Origin of the sequence: Novosphingobium sp. MBES04 (assembly GCF_000813185.1) — a bacterium.
Taxonomy (GTDB): Bacteria; Pseudomonadota; Alphaproteobacteria; order Sphingomonadales; family Sphingomonadaceae; genus Novosphingobium; species Novosphingobium decolorationis.
The window spans coordinates 1095622-1112206 of the sequence record NZ_DF850489.1; the positions used below are offsets into that span (position 1 = coordinate 1095622).

Below are 16585 nucleotides of genomic sequence, written 5' to 3' on the forward strand. Positions count from 1 at the left end.
CTTACGCCTCCTTCGTGTGAATTGCGCGCCAGGCATCGGCAATGTCGCCCGAGCGCGTGATCCACGCGCGTCCACCGTCTCCGGCATCTGCGGCAATGTGCTTCAGGACGTCCTCGAAGGGACCGATGCGGTGGGGCTGGCCGATGAGATACGAGTGGAGCGGAATGCACATGACCGTGCCCGAAGGCTCGGCGGCAAGGCGCTCGTACTGGCGGATCAGCGTGTCGGCGTATTCGCGCGGGCTCATGTTGTAGACGAAGAAACCGTAGTGGTCGTTGACCTCGAGGCTGTAGGGCATCGAGATCAGGTCGCCGGTCTTCGTCTTCACGCGCTGGGGCTGGTCGTCGTGGTAGAGGTCGCAGGTATAGTCGAGACCGTACTCGGCGATCAGATCCAGCGTGCGCGGGGTGTGGGTAAGGGCGGGCGCCAGCCATCCGCGGATCGTCTGGCCGGTCGCATCGCGCACGGTCTTGATTGAATCCTCGATGATCGCGCGTTCCTGCGCCTCGTCCATCCCGTAGGAATAGCGGGTGTTGTAGATGCCGTGGCTGAAGAATTCCCAGCCCCGCTGGTTCGCGTCCTCGACCACGTTGGGGTGGTGCTGGCACAGCGCAACCGACAGGCTGACCGAGCCCGGAAAACCGTGCTTGGACATGACTTCGGCCATGCGCCAGTGGCTGACGCGGTTGGCGTGGTCGCGTTGCGACTGGCGCACAACGTCGGGGTGCGGCATCGCCCAGGACTTGCGGTGCGGGTTGGCCGGCGGGTCGATCTCGTAGAACTCGAGGTTCGGCGAGATCCAGACCGCGACCTTCTTGTCGCCCGGCCAAGAGAACGGCTCGCGCCCGCGATAGGGCGCGAAGTCGTAGAGGCCGGGGTCCTTTTCGCCCTCGTTCATTACCGCGCCTCCAGCCAGTCGATCACCGTCTGCACCGGCTCGACATCGGCGTACTTGAGGTGCAGGTCGGTGAGATTGGCGAAGTGGTAGCTCTCGTGCTTGTCCGCGCAGGTCTCGATCGGGACGATGGTGCGGTAGCCACGGCTGAGGCTGTCGACGGCGGTGGCGCGGATGCAGCCCGAGGTCGAACCGCCGGTGACGATGACCGTGTCGACCTTGTGCCAGACGAGCAGGCTCTGCAGCGGCGTCTCGAAGAAGGCCGAGGGCATGCGCTTGGTGTAGATCATGTCGGCCGGATCGATCTCGCAGCGATCATCGAACGCGTGACGGCGCGACTCGTACTTGATGTTCTGCAGCGAGTCCGGAGTGTCGGTGCGCGTGCCCCAGACACCGGCGTCGCTCGCGTCCTCGGCGTAGGCGACGTGGGTCCAGATCACCGGCATGCCCTTTTCGCGGGCAAGGCGCGAGATCGTGTTGGTGTACTCGATCTGGCGCGGGTCGGTCTCATACGCCGTCTTGAACTCGTCGATACGGGTATAGGCGTTCTGGAAGTCCACGTTCACGATCGCCAGCTTCTCGCCGAAGCCGAACTTCGCGCGGGTGGGGTTGGCGATGACTTCCTCGAAGATCTGGCGGGCGGTCTTGCCGTCGCTGACCATCTTGGTGCCGACGATGCTCATCTGGATCTTACCTCTTTCGCAACTTGTGGGGGCTCCCGCTTCGCAAGGAAGCGCAGCGCGCGGCGACGACAATGCGCCGATGGGGGAGACCTATCCGACTAAAAGATATAGTTCTAGGTCATATTCGCGCTACCGTGGCGCAATGTCGATGGTTTGCCGGGCGATGGGGAAAGCCGGAGCAATTCATCCGCCCTGCGGATAGCGCCACAAGCACCCTGTTTCCAAAACCCTGAGTGAAGGGGATCACTGCACCCAAGCGAAACCGAAACAAGGGAGTATATCCAAATGGCCGCATGGCTCATCGTCACCGCCCGCGTCCCCGACCGCGATGCCTTCATGGCCTCTGGCTATCCGCAGGCGGCCGCCAAGATCCAGGCGCAGTACGGCGGTGAATACATCATCCGCGGCCCTGGCGGGACCGTGCTCGAAGGGCCGGGCGAAGATGGCGCGTCCGTCGTGGTGACCCAGTGGAAGGACCGCGAGGCCGCGCTCGCCTTCTGGAACTCGCCCGAATACGCCGAAGCCAAGAAGCTGCGTGAAGGGCTGGCTGAGATTTCGGTCACGCTCGTCGGCGCCTGATCGGGTCAGAATGCAGGGCAGAGGCCGCACCTGCGTGCGGTCCTGTCCGGGAGGGGGAAGATACGCATGAGGGCAGGTCGTGTGCGGCAGGGGGCTGCAGCGCTTAGTATCCTGGGTACCGTGATGGGCGGCGGTGGAATGGCCGGGGCCAAACCCGTACAGCCGCGCCAAGCAGGCGAGGTATTCACCGACTGCGCGCAAGGCTGTCCGCAGATGGTCGCGATCGCCCCGGGACGTTTCCGGATGGGGGCCGATGCTGGCGAGGAAGGTCGTCCCGAAGGTCCGGTCCGTGAAATCGCGCTTGCGCGTCCCTACGCGCTCGGCCGGTTCGAGGTGTCCAACCAGGAATATACCCTGTTCGTGGATGAGACGGGACATATCCCTTCGACCGATTGCCGCTCGCTCGATGCCGAGCGCGGGACCGTGGCCAAGACGCCCACGGCCGATTTTCGAGACCCGGGCCTTGGCGCCGGTGATGGAGCCCCGCAGATGCCGGTCGTATGCATCTCCTGGAACGATGCGCAGGCCTATCTCTCCTGGCTGAGCGCGCGAACCGGCGCGCATTACCGCCTGCCGAGCGAGGCCGAATGGGAATATGCCGCCCGCGCCGGATCGCAGGACGACTACCCCTGGGGCACCAGCGCCGACGACGGCTGCCGTCAGGCCAACATGCTTGACGAAGACGGTGCCGCCAGTGGCATGATCCCTGTCTTCGGAGGCCAAGCCGATGGCGATACCACCGCTTTGCCCCATGCCGCCTGCCACGATGGGCACGCCGGGGCCGCCCCTGTGGGCAGCTACGCGCCCAACGCCTTCGGGCTCCACGACATGATCGGCAATGTCTGGGAGTGGACCGAGGATTGCTACGCGGCGCCCTATCCCAGCGCGGTGCCCCGCGATGGTCGGCCTTACGTGGATGCCGCGGAATGCCCCTTGCGCGCGGTGCGTGGTGGCAGCTGGATCAGCACGCCTTTCCGCAACCGCGTGTCCTGGCGGGGACGTGATCCGGTGGATCAGGTCACCTGGATCTTTGGCCTGCGCGTGGCGCGCGATATCGAGGGAGACATCCAGTGACGGCCATGCCCGCCATTTTCAATCTGTCGCGTAGGGGCTTTGCGGGGGCGCTTGGCCTTGCTGCTGCCAGCTTCGTGCTGGGCATCCCGCGGGAAGGGCGCGCTGCCGAGGCAGAAGACGCCCCTGACGCGGCCCGTTTCGGGGCGATGCTGACCATCGATGGGGCGGGTCTCGTCCGGCTGATCGTGCCGTCCTCCGAACTGGGCCAGGGCACGCAGGAAGCGCTCGCCCGCATGGTGGCCGAGGAACTGGAATGCGACTGGGCGGCTCTCGAAGTGGAGTTTCCCTGGGCCGATCCGGCGTTTGCCAATCCTTTTTCGCGCAAGCAGATGACCGCCAACAGCACCTCGGTCATGGGCTACTACACCGCGATGCGGACCCTGGGCGCAGCGACCCGGATGATGCTCACGCGCGCCGCCGCGCAGCGCCTGGGCGCCGACGAAGGCGAACTCGTCGTATCGGGCGGTACGATTTCCCATTCCGCGAGCGGCCGCTCGCTGGGCTTTGGCGAAGTCGCGCGTGCCGCCTCGGCGCTGCCGGTCCCGACCGAAGTTCCTCTCAAGCCGGTTTCCGAGTTCCGGATCATCGGCTCTGCGAGCGTGCGCAAGGATCTTCTGCCCAAGGTCAACGGAAGCGCGGAGTTCGGCATCGACGTGCGCGAGGAGGGCATGCTTGTCGGCGTTCCCGTGCTCGCCCCGCATCCGCACGCGACTTTCGATCTTGCCGGGCTCGATGATGCCAGGGCTCGTCCGGGCGTGCGCGCCGTGGTGCCGGTCACCGGAGGCGTTGTGGTCGTTGCCGACCGTTTCTGGAGGGCAAAGAGCGCGGCCGAGGCCATTACTCTGACGGTCACGTCATCCCCCATTGCCGGGCTCGACGATGACACCATACGATCGCGCCTGCGCGAGGCCTTTACCACGATAGAACCTCGGGTCTTTCCCGAGATCGAGAAAGGCAGCGGCTTCCCGGGCCGTCCGATCATGCCGGACAAGCCCGCGGTCGACGCCGCGTTTGCCCAGGCCGACCGCGAGCTCGAAGCCGAGTACGAGGTGCCGTTCCTGGCGCACGCGACGCTCGAGCCGATCTGCTGCGCCGCGCGGATGGACGCCACCAGCCTCTTCGTGCGCGGCCCGCTCCAGGACCCGGAAAGCGCCCGCATTCTGGGCGCAAAGCTCTCGGGCTTGCCGCTTCAGGACGTGCGGGTCGAACTAACTTATGTGGGCGGCGGTTTTGGCCGCAAGTGGGGGACCGACTTCGTCGGCGTTGCCATCGAGGCCGCCAAAGGCGTTCCAGGCCAGTTGATCAAGACGATCTGGCCTCGCGAGCAGGACATGGCCTTCGACCAGTACCGCCCGGCCTTCGTTGCCCGCTCACGGGCGGCCCTGGCGAAGGACGGGCGCGTTGCAGCCCTGAAATCCGCGGTCGCCGGACAGTCGATCATGGCCTACCACGGCCGCGGCGATATCCTGGGCGACATGGCCGACCCGATGAGCGCGGGCAAGCTGGTCTATGAGGCCTATGCAGAGCCTTTGCGCTACGCGGAAAGCCACCGCGTCGACATGGGCGTACCGGTCGGCTTCTGGCGTTCGGTCTCGCTCTCGCAAAACAGCTTCTTCATGGAGAGCTTCATTGACGAGATCGCGCAGGAAACCGGGCAGGACCCGCTGCAGCTGCGTCTGCGTCTTCTGGATGGGCATCCGCGCATTACGCCTGTCCTCACCCGCGCGGCCGAAATGATCGGCCTTGATGCGCCACGGCCGGAGGGTACCGGACGCGGGATCGCTGTTGCCTACACCGAAGCCAATTTCTGCGCGGTGGGCATCGAGGTGGCGCTTTCAGGTGAGAACCTCAGCCTCACGCGAATTGCCTGCGCGTGCGACTGCGGGCTTATGATCGATCCGGTCAGCGTGGAAGGACAGGTTAGCGGCGGTATTGTCTTCGGCCTCCAGGCCGCCCTGTGGGGCGAGGTCCACTTTGCCGACGGCGCGCCTACGGCGCAGAACTTCTCCGACTATCGCCTGCCCATGATGATGGACGTGCCCCCGATCGAGGTCGCGCTCATGCCTGGCAGTGACCAGCCCGGGAATGTCGGTGAGGCTTCGACCCCCGCCGTCGCGCCCGCGCTTGCCAACGCCATTGTCGATGCTGGAGGACCGCGCATCCGCGCGCTCCCCATCTCCCGCACACTCTCGATCTGAAGGACGCTCTCACGATGAAGAACCTGCTCGTAAATGGCGCTCGGCGGACGGTCGAGGTGGAAGAGGACACACCGCTGCTCTGGGTGCTGCGCGAGGATCTCGATCTACCCGGCACCAAGTATGGCTGCGGCATCGGCATGTGCGGGGCCTGCACCGTTCATGTCGACGGAATGGCCGTGCGCAGCTGCCAGATGCCGCTTGCCGCCGTGGAGGAGGGGCAAGCCATCTCCACCATCGAGTCCCTCTCGGGACCGGACGAAGAGGACGCCCTGCACCCGCTCCAGCAGGCCTGGCTCGAGGAGCAGGTGCCCCAGTGCGGCTATTGCCAGAGCGGCATGATCATGGCCGCCGCCGCGTTCCTGGCCGAAACGCCCGAGCCTGACGCCGAGACAGTCCGGGCGAGCATCACCAATCTGTGCCGCTGTGGCACCTATCCGCGCATTGAGCGGGCCATCCTCAAGGCGGCAGAGGCCATGCGCGCACCTTGATCTGGGACATGGCGTAAGCCGTCGGCCTGTGCCATCTCCGGGGCATGGATACTTGCAAAGCCGAAAGCCCCCGCGATCCGCAGGCCCGCGTGCTTGCGTTCCTGGCCGATCCTGCAACGCATGGCGAGCCGGTGGAGCGCGTGGATACGCACGGGGCCAGCGTCTTCCTCGTTTCCGACAGGGCCTACAAGCTCAAGCGTGCCGTGCGCTTCTCCTACCTCGATTTTTCGAGCCTGGACAAGCGCCACGCCGTATGCCTGCGCGAACTGGAGTTGAACCGCCGTACCGCGCCGGGCCTCTACCTCGACGTCCTGCCGATCGTGGAGCGCGCCGACGCAAGCCTGGCATTCGGGACAGCCTCGCAAAGTGGTCCCGAAGTTCTCGATTGGGTCGTCGTCATGCGTCGCTTCCAGGATCGCGATCTGCTCGCGACGATGGCGAGGGAAGGGCGGCTCAAGCCCCTGATGGTTCGCGACCTTGCCGACACCATCGCCCATTTTCATCAGCACGACGCCCATTCCGTACAGGACGACGGCGTGACCCGTGTGCGCCGGGTGATCGAAGGCAATCGGCAGAGCATGGCGGCTACAGGCACCGAAATTCTCGATCCTGAGGCGTGCCAGGCCTTGCTGGAAGAGAGCCTCGCCGAACTGGAACGCGTAAGCCCGCTCCTGCAGGCCCGCGCGGCCAAAGGTTGGGTACGGCATGGGCACGGGGACCTCCATCTTGGCAACATCTGCATGTGGGAAGGGCGCCCGACACCGTTCGACTGCCTTGAATTCAATGATGAATTCGCGATCAGTGACGTGCTTTACGATCTTGCCTTCGCAGTCATGGACCTCTGGCATCGTGGCCATCACGACCTCGCCTCACTGCTGACCAATCGCTATCTCGACCGGGTGGACATGGAAGCGGATGCGCCGGCCTTGTTCCCCTTGTTTCTTTCGATGCGCGCGGCCGTTCGTGCGCATGTGCTTGCAACACAGGCAACGCAGACGCGTGACGAGGAGAGGGGGCTTGCGCTTCAGCAAGAGGCCCGGAGCTACCTGGAGGCAGCTCGGGACTTCCTGATCCCGTCACCGGCGCGCCTTGTTACGGTGGGTGGCTTCTCGGGTACGGGAAAGTCCACGCTCGCGGCGCACCTTGCTCCGGAATTGGGAACCGTGCCCGGCGCGCGCTGGCTGCGCACGGATGTCCTGCGCAAGAAATTGGCCGGTGCCGCGCCTGAGACCCGTCTGCCAGAAACGGCTTACAGCCGGGCAAATTCCGACGCCGTCTATGTCCGGCTTCTGACCCTGGCCGAGCAGACCTTGCAGGCCGGAAGCAGCGTCATCCTGGATGGTGTCTTCGCGCGCGCAAGTGAGCGCCAGGCCTTGGCGGAACTCGCGGACAAGGTCGGTGTGCCATTCGATGGACTGTGGCTCGAGGCACCACGAGAGGTCCTTCGCCATCGGATCGAAGGACGGGTCAACGACGCTTCGGACGCGGATGTCGAGGTGCTCGACCGCCAACTCCAGATGGATCCGGGCGATCTCACAGACTGGCATTGCGTTCGCGCCGAAGGATCGCCGCAGGATGTCGCAGATTCCGCGCGAAGGGCTCTCTGATCATGATGCGCACTGAGAGAGATAATATATATTATGTTAAAATATTCTGGCGGGGCGAAGCTGGATTTCGGGAAAATGACCTGCGATCACGCCCCGGTACCAAATACCTGAATCACCAGAACCAGCCCAACGATCAGGACGGCCCAGATCAGCGCCAGACGGATGAAGCGTGCTGGCCCCAATTCCCGAAGCCCCGAGTGCTGACTGACAAGCAGCAGACAGCACCCGATGGCCACGATGGACGTCAGAGTCGCCATCAGGTTCACGGCACGATCACCATCCCGTCGTAAGCGACTTCGACACCTTCGGGCACTTCACCCGAAAGCGTGGCGTAATCCATGCTCTTGTCGAGATGCGTCAGGACAGTGCGACCGACACCGGCCCGCTCAGCCAATTCGAGCGACATGCTTAGATGCGCATGGGTCGGATGGGGATCGCGCCGCAGGCAGTCCACGACAAGAAGATCGGCGTCTTCACAAAGGTCCACCATGTCCCTCGTAATTTCACTGAAGTCTGTCATGTAACACACGGATTTTCCGTCACAATCGAACCGGAAACCCGTCGACTGTGCTGGGCCGTGCGGCATTTGTGTGTGTTCGACACGGTAGCCTTCGCACAGCCTCAGGTTGTCCAGGTTTTCCAATGAGACGAGCGTTGGATACCCGAACTGGCCCGCAAAGACGTACCCGAAGCGCTGGCGCAGGCGGCGCACGGTTTCGGAGGCCGCGAAGCCGGAAATCGGACCGGCACGGCCATAGCGCAGCGGGCGAAGGTCATCGATGCCGTGGCAATGATCGGCGTGATCGTGGGTCCAGAAGACCGCATCGAGGCGATGCACGTCATTGGCCAGAAGCTGCGCACGCAGATCGGTGGGGGTGTCTACCAGAATGCGCTTGCCCGCATCGCTCTCGAGCAGGATCGCAACACGGGTGCGGCGGTTCTTCGGTTCCTTGGGGTCGCAATGCCCCCAGTCGGCGCCAAACTCACCGCCCAGACGCGGAACGCCCGTGGATGTGCCGCAACCAAGAATTGTGACCTTCATGCGCCCTGCTCCACCGGGCTTGCCTTGGTGAACAGGGCAAAGAAGTTGCGCGTGGTGTTTGCGCCGAGTTCCTCAAGGCTCTCGCCGCGAAGATCCGCGACGAAACGCGCGGTGTCCGCCGTGAAGGCCGGCTCGCACTTGCGGCCCCGGTGCGGGATAGGCGCCAGGAACGGGGAATCCGTTTCCACCAGCAGACGATCGGACGGCACATCCTTCGCAAAGGCCTGGAGGTCCTTGGCGTTCTTGAACGTCACGATGCCCGACAGGCTGATCGTGAGACCAAGATCAAGAACGGTTAGGCCGAACTCGGCGCTGGCCGTGAAGCAATGGATCAGCGCCGGAAACGCGCCCTTGTCCATCTCCTCGCGGAGGATACGGGCGGTGTCCTCTTCGGCATCGCGGGTGTGGATGATGATCGGCAGGCCCGTCTCACGCGCCACACCGATGTGGGTGCGGAACAGGTCCTGCTGCACCTCCCGGTCCGACTTGTCGTAATAGTAGTCGAGCCCGGTTTCACCGATCGCGATTACCCGCGGATGGGCCGCAGCTTCCAGCAGCGCGGCAGCGCCGAGGTCGGCGTGGGCGTCGGCTTCATGCGGGTGGATGCCGACGGACGCCCAGACATCGGGCTCGCGCTCGGCCGTTGCGACCACCTTCTCCCACTCGCTGCGGCGGGTGGAAATGTTGAGGAAGCCCTTGATGCCGGCCGCACGGGCGCGGTCGAGAACACCGTTCTGGTCCTCGACCACGCCTTCGTATTCGAGATGGCAGTGGGAATCGATGAGCATCAGGCCGCGTCACCTTCGGCCTGATCGTCGGCCAGTTCAAGACGCGGGAACACACCCTGCGGCTTTTCGACGGCATAGTCGGACGCGGCCAGAACCGCGAACCAGTCGCTCTTCTCCAACGCCTCATAGCCGCGGGCATCGGCGGCGACGCCCATCTGGTCGAGCAGCGCATCGATGGCGCTGGGAACCACCGGACGAACCGCGATGGCCAGATCGCGCACCACCTGGAAGAGTGTCATCAGGACAGCCTCCATACGCGCCGGATCGGTCTTGCGCAGGGCCCAGGGCGCCTGTTCGTCGACATACTGGTTGCAGGCGAAGACCGCCTTCATCCAGGCATCAAGACCATCGCTGAAGGCGAGATCCATGAACGCCTTGCGCATGTTGGAAATGCCCGAGGCAACCGCTTCGAAAAGCGCCACGTCCGCGTCAGATTTCTCCAAATCGGACTTAATTTCGCCGCCCATATTCTTGAAAATCATGGACAAGCTGCGCTGAGCCAGGTTGCCGAAGCTGTTGGCAAGCTCGGCGTTGCAGCGCGTGACAATGGCTTCGGGCGACCACGAGCCGTCCTGGCCGAAGGCCACTTCGCGCAGGAAGAAATAGCGCAACGTATCGACACCGAAGGTCTCGGCGAGCGCGATGGGATCGGTCACGTTGCCGACCGACTTCGATTCCTTCTGGCCGCGGTTCAAGAGGAAGCCGTGGCCGAAGACCTGCTGCGGCACGGGTACGTCCGCGCTCATCAGGAAGGCGGGCCAATAGACCGTGTGGAAACGCACAATGTCCTTGCCGATAAGGTGCAGGCTCGCGGGCCAGTAGCGGGCGTAGTCGCCTTCCTCGTTCGGGAAACCCAGGCCGGTCAGGTAGTTGGTCAGGGCATCGACCCAGACGTACATGACGTGGTTGTCCGAGCCGGGGACCTTCACACCCCAATCGAAACTGGTGCGGGAGATCGAGAGGTCGCGAAGGCCACCTTCCACGAAGCGGGTGATCTCGTTGCGGCGGCTTTCCGGTCGGATGAAGTCGCCGCTGTTGTAGAGCTCGAGCAGCTTGTCCTGGTACCTGGACAGGCGGAAGAACCACGATTCCTCGACGGTCCACTCCACCGGCGTGCCCTGCGGAGAGAGCTTGGCGCCCCCTTCCCCTTCGACGAGCTCACTTTCGTCGTAATAGGCCTCGTCGCGGACCGAGTACCAGCCCTCGTAACGGTCGAGATAGAGGTCGCCCTTGGCTTCCATCCGGCGCCACAGTTCCTGCGTCGCCTCGTGATGGCGCGGCTCGGTGGTACGGATAAATACGTCATAATCGACGTTGAGAGCGTCGCACATCTCCCGGAAATATCCGGACATTTCCGTAGCAAGTTCTGCGGGGGTCGTTCCGAGATCACGGGCCTTCTGCATCATCTTGAGGCCGTGTTCGTCGGTGCCGGTCTGGAGACGGACATCGAAGCCTTCGGCCTTGCGATGGCGGGCAATCACGTCGGCGGCGATCGCCTCGTAGGCGTGGCCGATGTGGGGCTTGCCGTTGGGGTAGGAAATGGCGGTGGTGATGTAATAAGGCTCGCCCATGGCGGCGTCACACTTTCTGTGTCCGGAGTGAATGAAGGCCGTGCGTTCGTCGGGCCCGAGGTGTCCTAGGCCCGACGTTCTCTAGGCATTGCCGAGGACGCCAGCAACCCGCCAATCTCCATTATGAGGACACCGGCGTCGAAATTGTAGGTCGGCGCGCGCACCAGAAGCTGGCTGAGGCTCTGGTAGGCCTCGATGATCGCGAGTTGCTGGTGCCCTATGGTCTCGCCCAGTTGCGCGAGGAGTACGGCACGCGCCAGTTCAATGGCGGCGAGCTGGCGATCCCGCGTCGGCCGCATGCCCATTTCCCGCGATAGGCCGCCACGCAGCGCATAGTCACGGTCTCCGTTCTGGAGGATCCGCACCATCAGGTCGTGGATCGCACCCAGGTCTTGCGCCACGAAGGTCCGGGCAAGGCCGGGCGAGCCCTGGGCCGCGCGAATGGCCGCTTGCCGGGCCGCTTCGTCCGCCTCGGGGGCCTCACGCACGAGCATGGCGCCCAGCGCGTCCTCATTGAGCGGAGCAAAGCGCAGAACACGGCAGCGCGAGCGCACGGTGGGCAGAAGACGTCCAGGCTGGTGGGCAAGCAGCAGGAAATAAGTCCCGGCAGGCGGCTCCTCCAGCACCTTGAGAAGCGCGTTGACGGCGCCCTTCTCCAGATCGTCGGCCGGATCGACGATGATCGCGCGGCGATCGCCGAGCGTCGGGCGCGTCGCGAGCTTGCGGATCATCTCGCGCACCTGGTCGACCGAGATGTTGCGCTTGGTCTGGTAGGGCTTGCCGTCCGCCTTTTTCTTGGCGTCATCGTCGCTTGCGGGAAGCGGGGTCAGGATATGAATGTCGGGGTGCGCTTCCGCGTCGATTTCACTACCTGGCAGATGGCCGACGAGTTCGCTGGCGGCCGCACGCGCAAAGGCTTTCTTGCCAAGACCTCTCGCCCCGGCAAGCAGCCAGGCATGGTGCATGCGCTGCGAGCCGAGGGCGCGCATCCATTCCTGCCAGGCGGCATCCTGGCCCCAGAAATCGCCCGTCGTCATTTTTCCGCTCCTTCGCACAAGGGCGCGATGGCCGCGAGAATGCGGGCGTGGATCTGCTCGGGCGTGCCGTTGCCGTCAATGCGCGCGAAACGCGTCTCATCGGCATCGGCCAGCGCGCGGAACGTTGCCGCGACACGGTCGTGGTAGGCCTGTTCGCGCCCGCCGATCCGGTCCGATCCTTCGGTGTCGCGCAAGGCCAGACGCCGCACCACTTCCTCGGCGGCGACTTCGACCAGCAAGGTGAGATCCGGGAGCAGCCCTTCGCTTCCGAATGCATGGAGCGTCAGGAGATCCGCGTCGGAGACGCCCCCTCCTCCGCCCTGATAGGCACGACTGGAATCGAGATACCGGTCACAGACAACCCACGCTCCCCGCTCCAGCGCCGGACGGACCAATCGCGCGACGTGATCGGCCCGGGCCGCGGCAAAGAGCAGTGCCTCGGCGCGTGCCCCCCAGCCCGCAGTATCACCTTCAACGCCGTTGAGAAGAAGGCTGCGAATGGCTTCGGCGCCCGCAGTTCCGCCCGGTTCGCGGGTCGTGATGACCTCGAACCCGCGTGCCCGCAAGGCTTCGGCCAGGAGCCGGGCCTGGGTCGACTTGCCGGCCCCTTCCCCGCCTTCGAGCGCTATGAATCGTCCAGTGGTCATCGGAAGATGTTGATAAGCCCGTTGCGCAGCCTGTCCAGCGTACCGGCCTTGGCGACGTCAGCCCCGGCGAACAGCGGCACGCGTCCGGGGGCAAGTCCTTCGACCGCGATTTCCAGATCGCCCACCCGGTCGCCCTTGGTCACCGGCGCCTTCAGCGGCCCCTGGTAATGGACCGTCAGCGTCACCTTGCGTCCTGGCGCATTGGCGGGAAGCGTCGCATGCACCTCGCGGTCGGTAACCAGCGGAACCGAGAGGTCGGCACCGTCCTGGACCTGGGCGTCGGTCACGCTCTGTCCCATGTCGAAGAGATGGCGCGCGCTCCAGTCGGAGAAACCCCATTCCAGAAGGTTGCGCGCGGCGGCGTCACGGATGCGGAAGGTTGGCGATCCGGCGAGCACCATGACGAGGCGGCGCCCCTCGCGCTCGGCCGTGCCGACGAAGTTGTAGCCCGCCTCCAGCGTGTAGCCGGTCTTGATGCCGTCCGCGCCGGGCACGATGCCCACCGTGGGATCGTGGCTGCGCATGACGACATCGCGCCACTGGTACTGCTTTACGCCCGAAAACTCCCGGTAGAGCTTGGGATGGCGCATGATCATGGCATCGGCCAGTTTCACCATGTCGCTCGCGGTGACGTAGGTCTGGCCCTCGTCCATCCAGCCATTGGGCGTGTTGTAATGGCTGCGGCTCATGCCGATGCGCTTTGCCGCCGCGTTCATCATCTCGACCCAGGCCGACACGCTTCCAGCATAGCCCTTGGCCAGTACGATGCAGGCATCGTTGCCCGAGGCCGTCATCACGCCGTGGAGCAGTTCCTCGGTCGTGGGGCGGTCGTTGCGGGTGATGTACATGGTCGAGCCCTTGGCCCACCATTCCTTCTCCGTTTCCGGATCCATCTGGAAGCGCCGGTCCAGCGGCAGCCGCCCCGCATCGATCTCCTCGAAAGCGACGAACGCGGTCATCACCTTGGTCACCGATGCGGGCAGGAAGGGAATGTCCGGCCGACGCTGTTCGAGGACCTGCCCCGAACCCAGATCGACGAGCATGCTGACGGGGATCTGGGCCAGTTCCTCGGGTGGCTTCGGGTTGCTGGTGGCGGCATGGACCTGCGTGGCCGCGGCCAGCGCGACAACCATGGCAAGCACGGCACGTTGCGCGCGTGCAAACGAACGATAGGACTTCAAGATCCGCTTCTCCGGCGCGCCCTGTCCCGGCGCGATGCTAGGCCTTTTGCAAAGGGAGAACGGCGAAGCTTGCCGCCAGGCGAGCGACCCTGACTTCTCGCGTCAGTCCCGATGCAGGATTCGGGCGTCGTTATAGCCAGCCTTGCGCGCTGTCTCCAGCGCCGCTCCCGCTTTTGCACGGTTGTCAAAGGGCCCCATGCGCACGAGCCAGAGGCGGGCCGGCTTCTCGACGAAGCCACCGAGTTCCTGCGCGAGCTTGCGGGCATTGGGTTCGACCGAAAAGGCCCCTACCTGCACCACGAAACCGGATGCTGCGGATGCGACAGGGGCTTTCGCAGGAGAAGGCGCGACCGGCTCAGGCGCAGCGGGCTTCACCGATGCCGTCGATGAGGGAGCCTTAGCGCTTGTCTCTGGCTTCAGGCCGGGGGCCGTCGCGACCTTGGGCTGCGCAGCGGGCGCCGGAAACGCAGTCGCGAACGGCCTGGCACCGCCCTGCCCCATCATCCCGGGCGACAGCTTGGGCGGCGTGGGCGGGGTGGATGGGGGAGGCAGCAGCGGCGATTGCCCGGCCAGCTTCTTGCGCAGCACTTCGAGAAGGCCCTGGGGCGTATCCATCCGGCGCGGAGCCTCTCCACCCTGGCGTAGCGCCGCACGTTCGGGTTCGGGAGGATTGACGCGGCGGACCCGGACCGGGGTATCGGAGCCGGGAGAAATGCCCAGTTGCTGCGCCGCCCCGCGCGAAAGTTCGATCAGCCGAGAGTTGGCCATCGGTCCGCGCTCTTCCAGGCGCACGAGGATGGTGTGCCCGCTTTGCAGGTCGGTGACTTCGACATAGCTGGGAAGCGGCAGCGTCTTGTGCGCCGCCGTGATGCCAGAGGTATCTGCCTGTGCCACCGACGCCACGCCGACCGCATCGTAATTGAGCTGGTCCCGGGGCGTCCAGACGGTCCTGTCGATGGTGAACGGCTCTCCGATCACCATCGGGTAATCGGCGGCGGGGCCGGTGCGCGCGGAATGGGTGTCCTGCGCCTGGACATGCGGAGCAAGGATGCTCCCCGCAAGTCCTCCAAACAGCGACAGCGTGCGCTTAACGGGCAATCTCATCTGCAAGCAATCCGACCGAGAGGGCGTAATAGTTCGAGCAGTTGTACTGCAGGATCACCCGATAATTCCCGGTTAACAGGTAGGCTGGCGTGCCCGGGCCGTCCGGTTGGAACAGTGAGGCGAGCACATCGTCGCCCAGTGCGGATTGTGGCTGAACGCCAAGAGCCTTCCACTGCGAGACCGGCATCCACTGCGAATGGCGTGCGTGCACCCGGTCGCAGGTTGGGGCTTCAAGCTTGGTTTCATAGCGTTCGGGCGAGAAACCGGAGGGCAGTGAGGCGCGCACGCCCCAAGGGCGCCCCGGCCGCCAACCCGCGTCCTGGAAATAGCGCGCAATCGAGGCCAGCGTGTCCGCCGAACTGTTGAAGATGTCGATAGTGCCGTTGCCGTCGCCATCGGTGGCGAGACGCAGGTAGACGCTGGGCAGGAACTGGGGATTGCCGATGGCTCCGGCCCAGCTTCCCTTCAGCGTGGAGGCCGGCACCCCCCTGTCGATCATCTTCATGAGCGCAATGAGTTCGCCCTCGAACAGTTCGCGGCGGCGTCCCTCCCAGGCCAGCGTCGCCAGCGAACGCGCGGTGTCGAAATTGCCGGTGTAGCCGCCGTAGTTCGTTTCATGCCCCCAGATCGCGAAAAGCACGGACGCCGGGACGCCATAGCGTCGCTCGATCCCGGGCAGGATCGAGGCCAGCCCCTGGTATTTGGCGCGCCCACGCGAAATGATGGAGGAACCCAGATGCCGCGAAAGATAGCCGGACATGGGCGGCGGTGTGTTTGAACGCCCGGGTTGCGCCGTGTCGAGTTCGATCACGCGCGGGTTCGGGGTCAGCCCGCTCAGGGTCCGCGAAATTGTCGCCTCGCTGACACCCTCGCTCCGGGCGTGCCGTGCCACGGTCTCCATGTACGCCGGGAAACTCTCCGACTGGGCACAGGCCGTGACACTGGGAAGTGAAGCAAGCGTCACCGTCGCTATGAGAGCGAGGGGGGCAGAGCGAAGGGTGCGGAATCGGAATTTCATTGCCCTTGGTTTTCGCACAAGGCTTTGCGTTTGCAAACCGGCCCACCGCGCCTTCCCACGCAAATTGCCGCATGCCACAAGGCTTTGGTCGTGCAACAGCGCCATCATCAGGCTGCAACGCCAATCTCGCACAATTCCACCTTGCACTCCGCGCACGTTTCTCTATGCGCAGGTCCAGTGCGGACAGGTGGCCGAGTGGTTTAAGGCAGCGGTCTTGAAAACCGCCGTGGGTGCAAGCTCACCGTGGGTTCGAATCCCACCCTGTCCGCCAATTACCCCTCTTTCCATGTCCACCTGAACACCGAGAAGTCCAAGGGTTTCCTTGGCTTGGTTGGTGATTCGCGTCCTTCTGCATCCAGCCCCACCCACCGGTGAGCGATTGGAAATGGGGGGAAGCCCTCCACAACTGCGGGAGCAGATCCTTCACGATCACGCCATTGCGACCGTTAGCGCCGATGGCGCCTTTGACACCAGGGCCTGGCCTGAGAGCACGCCGGGCGTTGCAGGACGCAATGAAATCGCTCGCTCGAGGCGGCAACTCGCCAAGGCAATCTGGAAACGATGGAGCGACTATCACCAGCGCAGTCTGATCGAGACAAAAATGCATCGCCTTAAGTCGCGGGTAGAACGGATCGCAGCGCGCGACCTCGACCGTAATCTTCTGGCTCTGATC

At 64.6% G+C, this 16585-nt stretch carries 16 protein-coding genes, 1 tRNA gene and 1 pseudogene; 7 read left to right on the forward strand and 11 right to left on the reverse strand.

Features of this window, described 5'->3' with window-relative positions; translation table 11 throughout:
* Position 1: 1 nt before the first annotated feature.
* A complete protein-coding gene (locus MBENS4_RS18675; RefSeq protein ID WP_039393626.1) occupies positions 2 to 898 on the reverse strand; it encodes a polysaccharide deacetylase family protein in 897 nt (298 codons plus the stop codon).
* Positions 898 to 1578 (reverse strand): isochorismatase family protein, encoded by a 681-nt coding sequence (locus MBENS4_RS18680; RefSeq protein ID WP_199904434.1) that lies wholly within the window; start codon positions 1576 to 1578, stop codon positions 898 to 900. The genes MBENS4_RS18675 and MBENS4_RS18680 overlap by 1 nt, the downstream gene beginning before the upstream one ends.
* 285 nt (positions 1579 to 1863) lie before the next feature.
* Between MBENS4_RS18680 and MBENS4_RS18685 the strand changes: the two genes are divergently transcribed.
* The 5 genes from MBENS4_RS18685 to MBENS4_RS18705 all read left to right on the forward strand — a co-directional run bounded on the left by MBENS4_RS18685 (position 1864) and on the right by MBENS4_RS18705 (position 7524).
* Complete coding sequence (locus MBENS4_RS18685; protein WP_039393628.1) at positions 1864 to 2157, forward strand: DUF1330 domain-containing protein; 294 nt, start codon at positions 1864 to 1866, stop codon at positions 2155 to 2157.
* 66 nt (positions 2158 to 2223) lie between these two features.
* A complete protein-coding gene (locus MBENS4_RS18690) occupies positions 2224 to 3231 on the forward strand; it encodes a formylglycine-generating enzyme family protein (protein ID WP_084592236.1) in 1008 nt (335 codons plus the stop codon).
* A gap of 5 nt (positions 3232 to 3236) precedes the next feature.
* On the forward strand, positions 3237 to 5429 hold the full coding sequence (locus tag MBENS4_RS18695) for a xanthine dehydrogenase family protein molybdopterin-binding subunit (protein ID WP_242405065.1): 2193 nt from the start codon (positions 3237 to 3239) through the stop codon (positions 5427 to 5429).
* A gap of 14 nt (positions 5430 to 5443) precedes the next feature.
* Positions 5444 to 5917, forward strand: coding sequence for a (2Fe-2S)-binding protein (locus tag MBENS4_RS18700; RefSeq protein ID WP_039393631.1), 474 nt, complete (start codon positions 5444 to 5446; stop codon positions 5915 to 5917).
* A 44-nt stretch (positions 5918 to 5961) separates the two neighbouring features.
* Positions 5962 to 7524 carry a bifunctional aminoglycoside phosphotransferase/ATP-binding protein gene (locus MBENS4_RS18705; protein WP_039393632.1) on the forward strand — a complete coding sequence of 521 codons (1563 nt, stop codon included), beginning with the start codon at positions 5962 to 5964 and terminating at the stop codon, positions 7522 to 7524.
* 86 nt (positions 7525 to 7610) lie between these two features.
* On the opposite strand, the gene MBENS4_RS25535 is transcribed toward MBENS4_RS18705, so the two are convergent.
* The 9 genes from MBENS4_RS25535 to MBENS4_RS18750 form a co-directional block, all read right to left on the reverse strand.
* Positions 7611 to 7790 carry a hypothetical protein gene (locus MBENS4_RS25535; protein WP_039393634.1) on the reverse strand — a complete coding sequence of 60 codons (180 nt, stop codon included), beginning with the start codon at positions 7788 to 7790 and terminating at the stop codon, positions 7611 to 7613.
* The gene (locus MBENS4_RS18715) at positions 7787 to 8566 is read right to left on the reverse strand and encodes an MBL fold metallo-hydrolase (RefSeq protein WP_039393636.1); all 780 of its coding nucleotides are present in this window, start codon (positions 8564 to 8566) and stop codon (positions 7787 to 7789) included. The genes MBENS4_RS25535 and MBENS4_RS18715 overlap by 4 nt, the downstream gene beginning before the upstream one ends.
* On the reverse strand, positions 8563 to 9354 hold the full coding sequence (locus tag MBENS4_RS18720) for a TatD family hydrolase (RefSeq protein ID WP_039393638.1): 792 nt from the start codon (positions 9352 to 9354) through the stop codon (positions 8563 to 8565). The genes MBENS4_RS18715 and MBENS4_RS18720 overlap by 4 nt, the downstream gene beginning before the upstream one ends.
* Positions 9354 to 10925: a methionine--tRNA ligase gene (gene metG / locus MBENS4_RS18725; RefSeq protein ID WP_039393641.1), complete on the reverse strand. Its 1572-nt coding sequence runs from the start codon at positions 10923 to 10925 to the stop codon at positions 9354 to 9356. Before metG ends, MBENS4_RS18720 begins: the two co-directional genes overlap by 1 nt.
* A 65-nt stretch (positions 10926 to 10990) precedes the next feature.
* Complete coding sequence (locus tag MBENS4_RS18730; protein WP_039393643.1) at positions 10991 to 11962, reverse strand: DNA polymerase III subunit; 972 nt, start codon at positions 11960 to 11962, stop codon at positions 10991 to 10993.
* Entirely contained in the window at positions 11959 to 12609 is a 651-nt protein-coding gene (gene tmk, locus MBENS4_RS18735; protein WP_039393645.1) for a dTMP kinase, read from the reverse strand. Before tmk ends, MBENS4_RS18730 begins: the two co-directional genes overlap by 4 nt.
* Positions 12606 to 13790, reverse strand: coding sequence for a D-alanyl-D-alanine carboxypeptidase family protein (locus MBENS4_RS18740; protein WP_039393647.1), 1185 nt, complete (start codon positions 13788 to 13790; stop codon positions 12606 to 12608). The genes tmk and MBENS4_RS18740 overlap by 4 nt, the downstream gene beginning before the upstream one ends.
* A gap of 102 nt (positions 13791 to 13892) precedes the next feature.
* Entirely contained in the window at positions 13893 to 14894 is a 1002-nt protein-coding gene (locus tag MBENS4_RS18745; RefSeq protein WP_039393649.1) for an SPOR domain-containing protein, read from the reverse strand.
* A complete protein-coding gene (locus MBENS4_RS18750) occupies positions 14878 to 15795 on the reverse strand; it encodes a lytic murein transglycosylase (RefSeq protein ID WP_242405013.1) in 918 nt (305 codons plus the stop codon). The genes MBENS4_RS18745 and MBENS4_RS18750 overlap by 17 nt, the downstream gene beginning before the upstream one ends.
* Positions 15796 to 16093: 298 nt before the next feature.
* Here MBENS4_RS18750 and MBENS4_RS18755 point away from each other — a divergent pair.
* Together MBENS4_RS18755 and MBENS4_RS18760 are read left to right on the forward strand one after the other, a co-directional pair.
* Positions 16094 to 16183, forward strand: a tRNA-Ser gene (locus MBENS4_RS18755).
* Between the two features lie 96 nt (positions 16184 to 16279).
* Positions 16280 to 16573 (forward strand): annotated as a pseudogene (locus MBENS4_RS18760) (IS5/IS1182 family transposase); the annotation flags it as partial.
* Positions 16574 to 16585 lie beyond the last annotated feature (12 nt).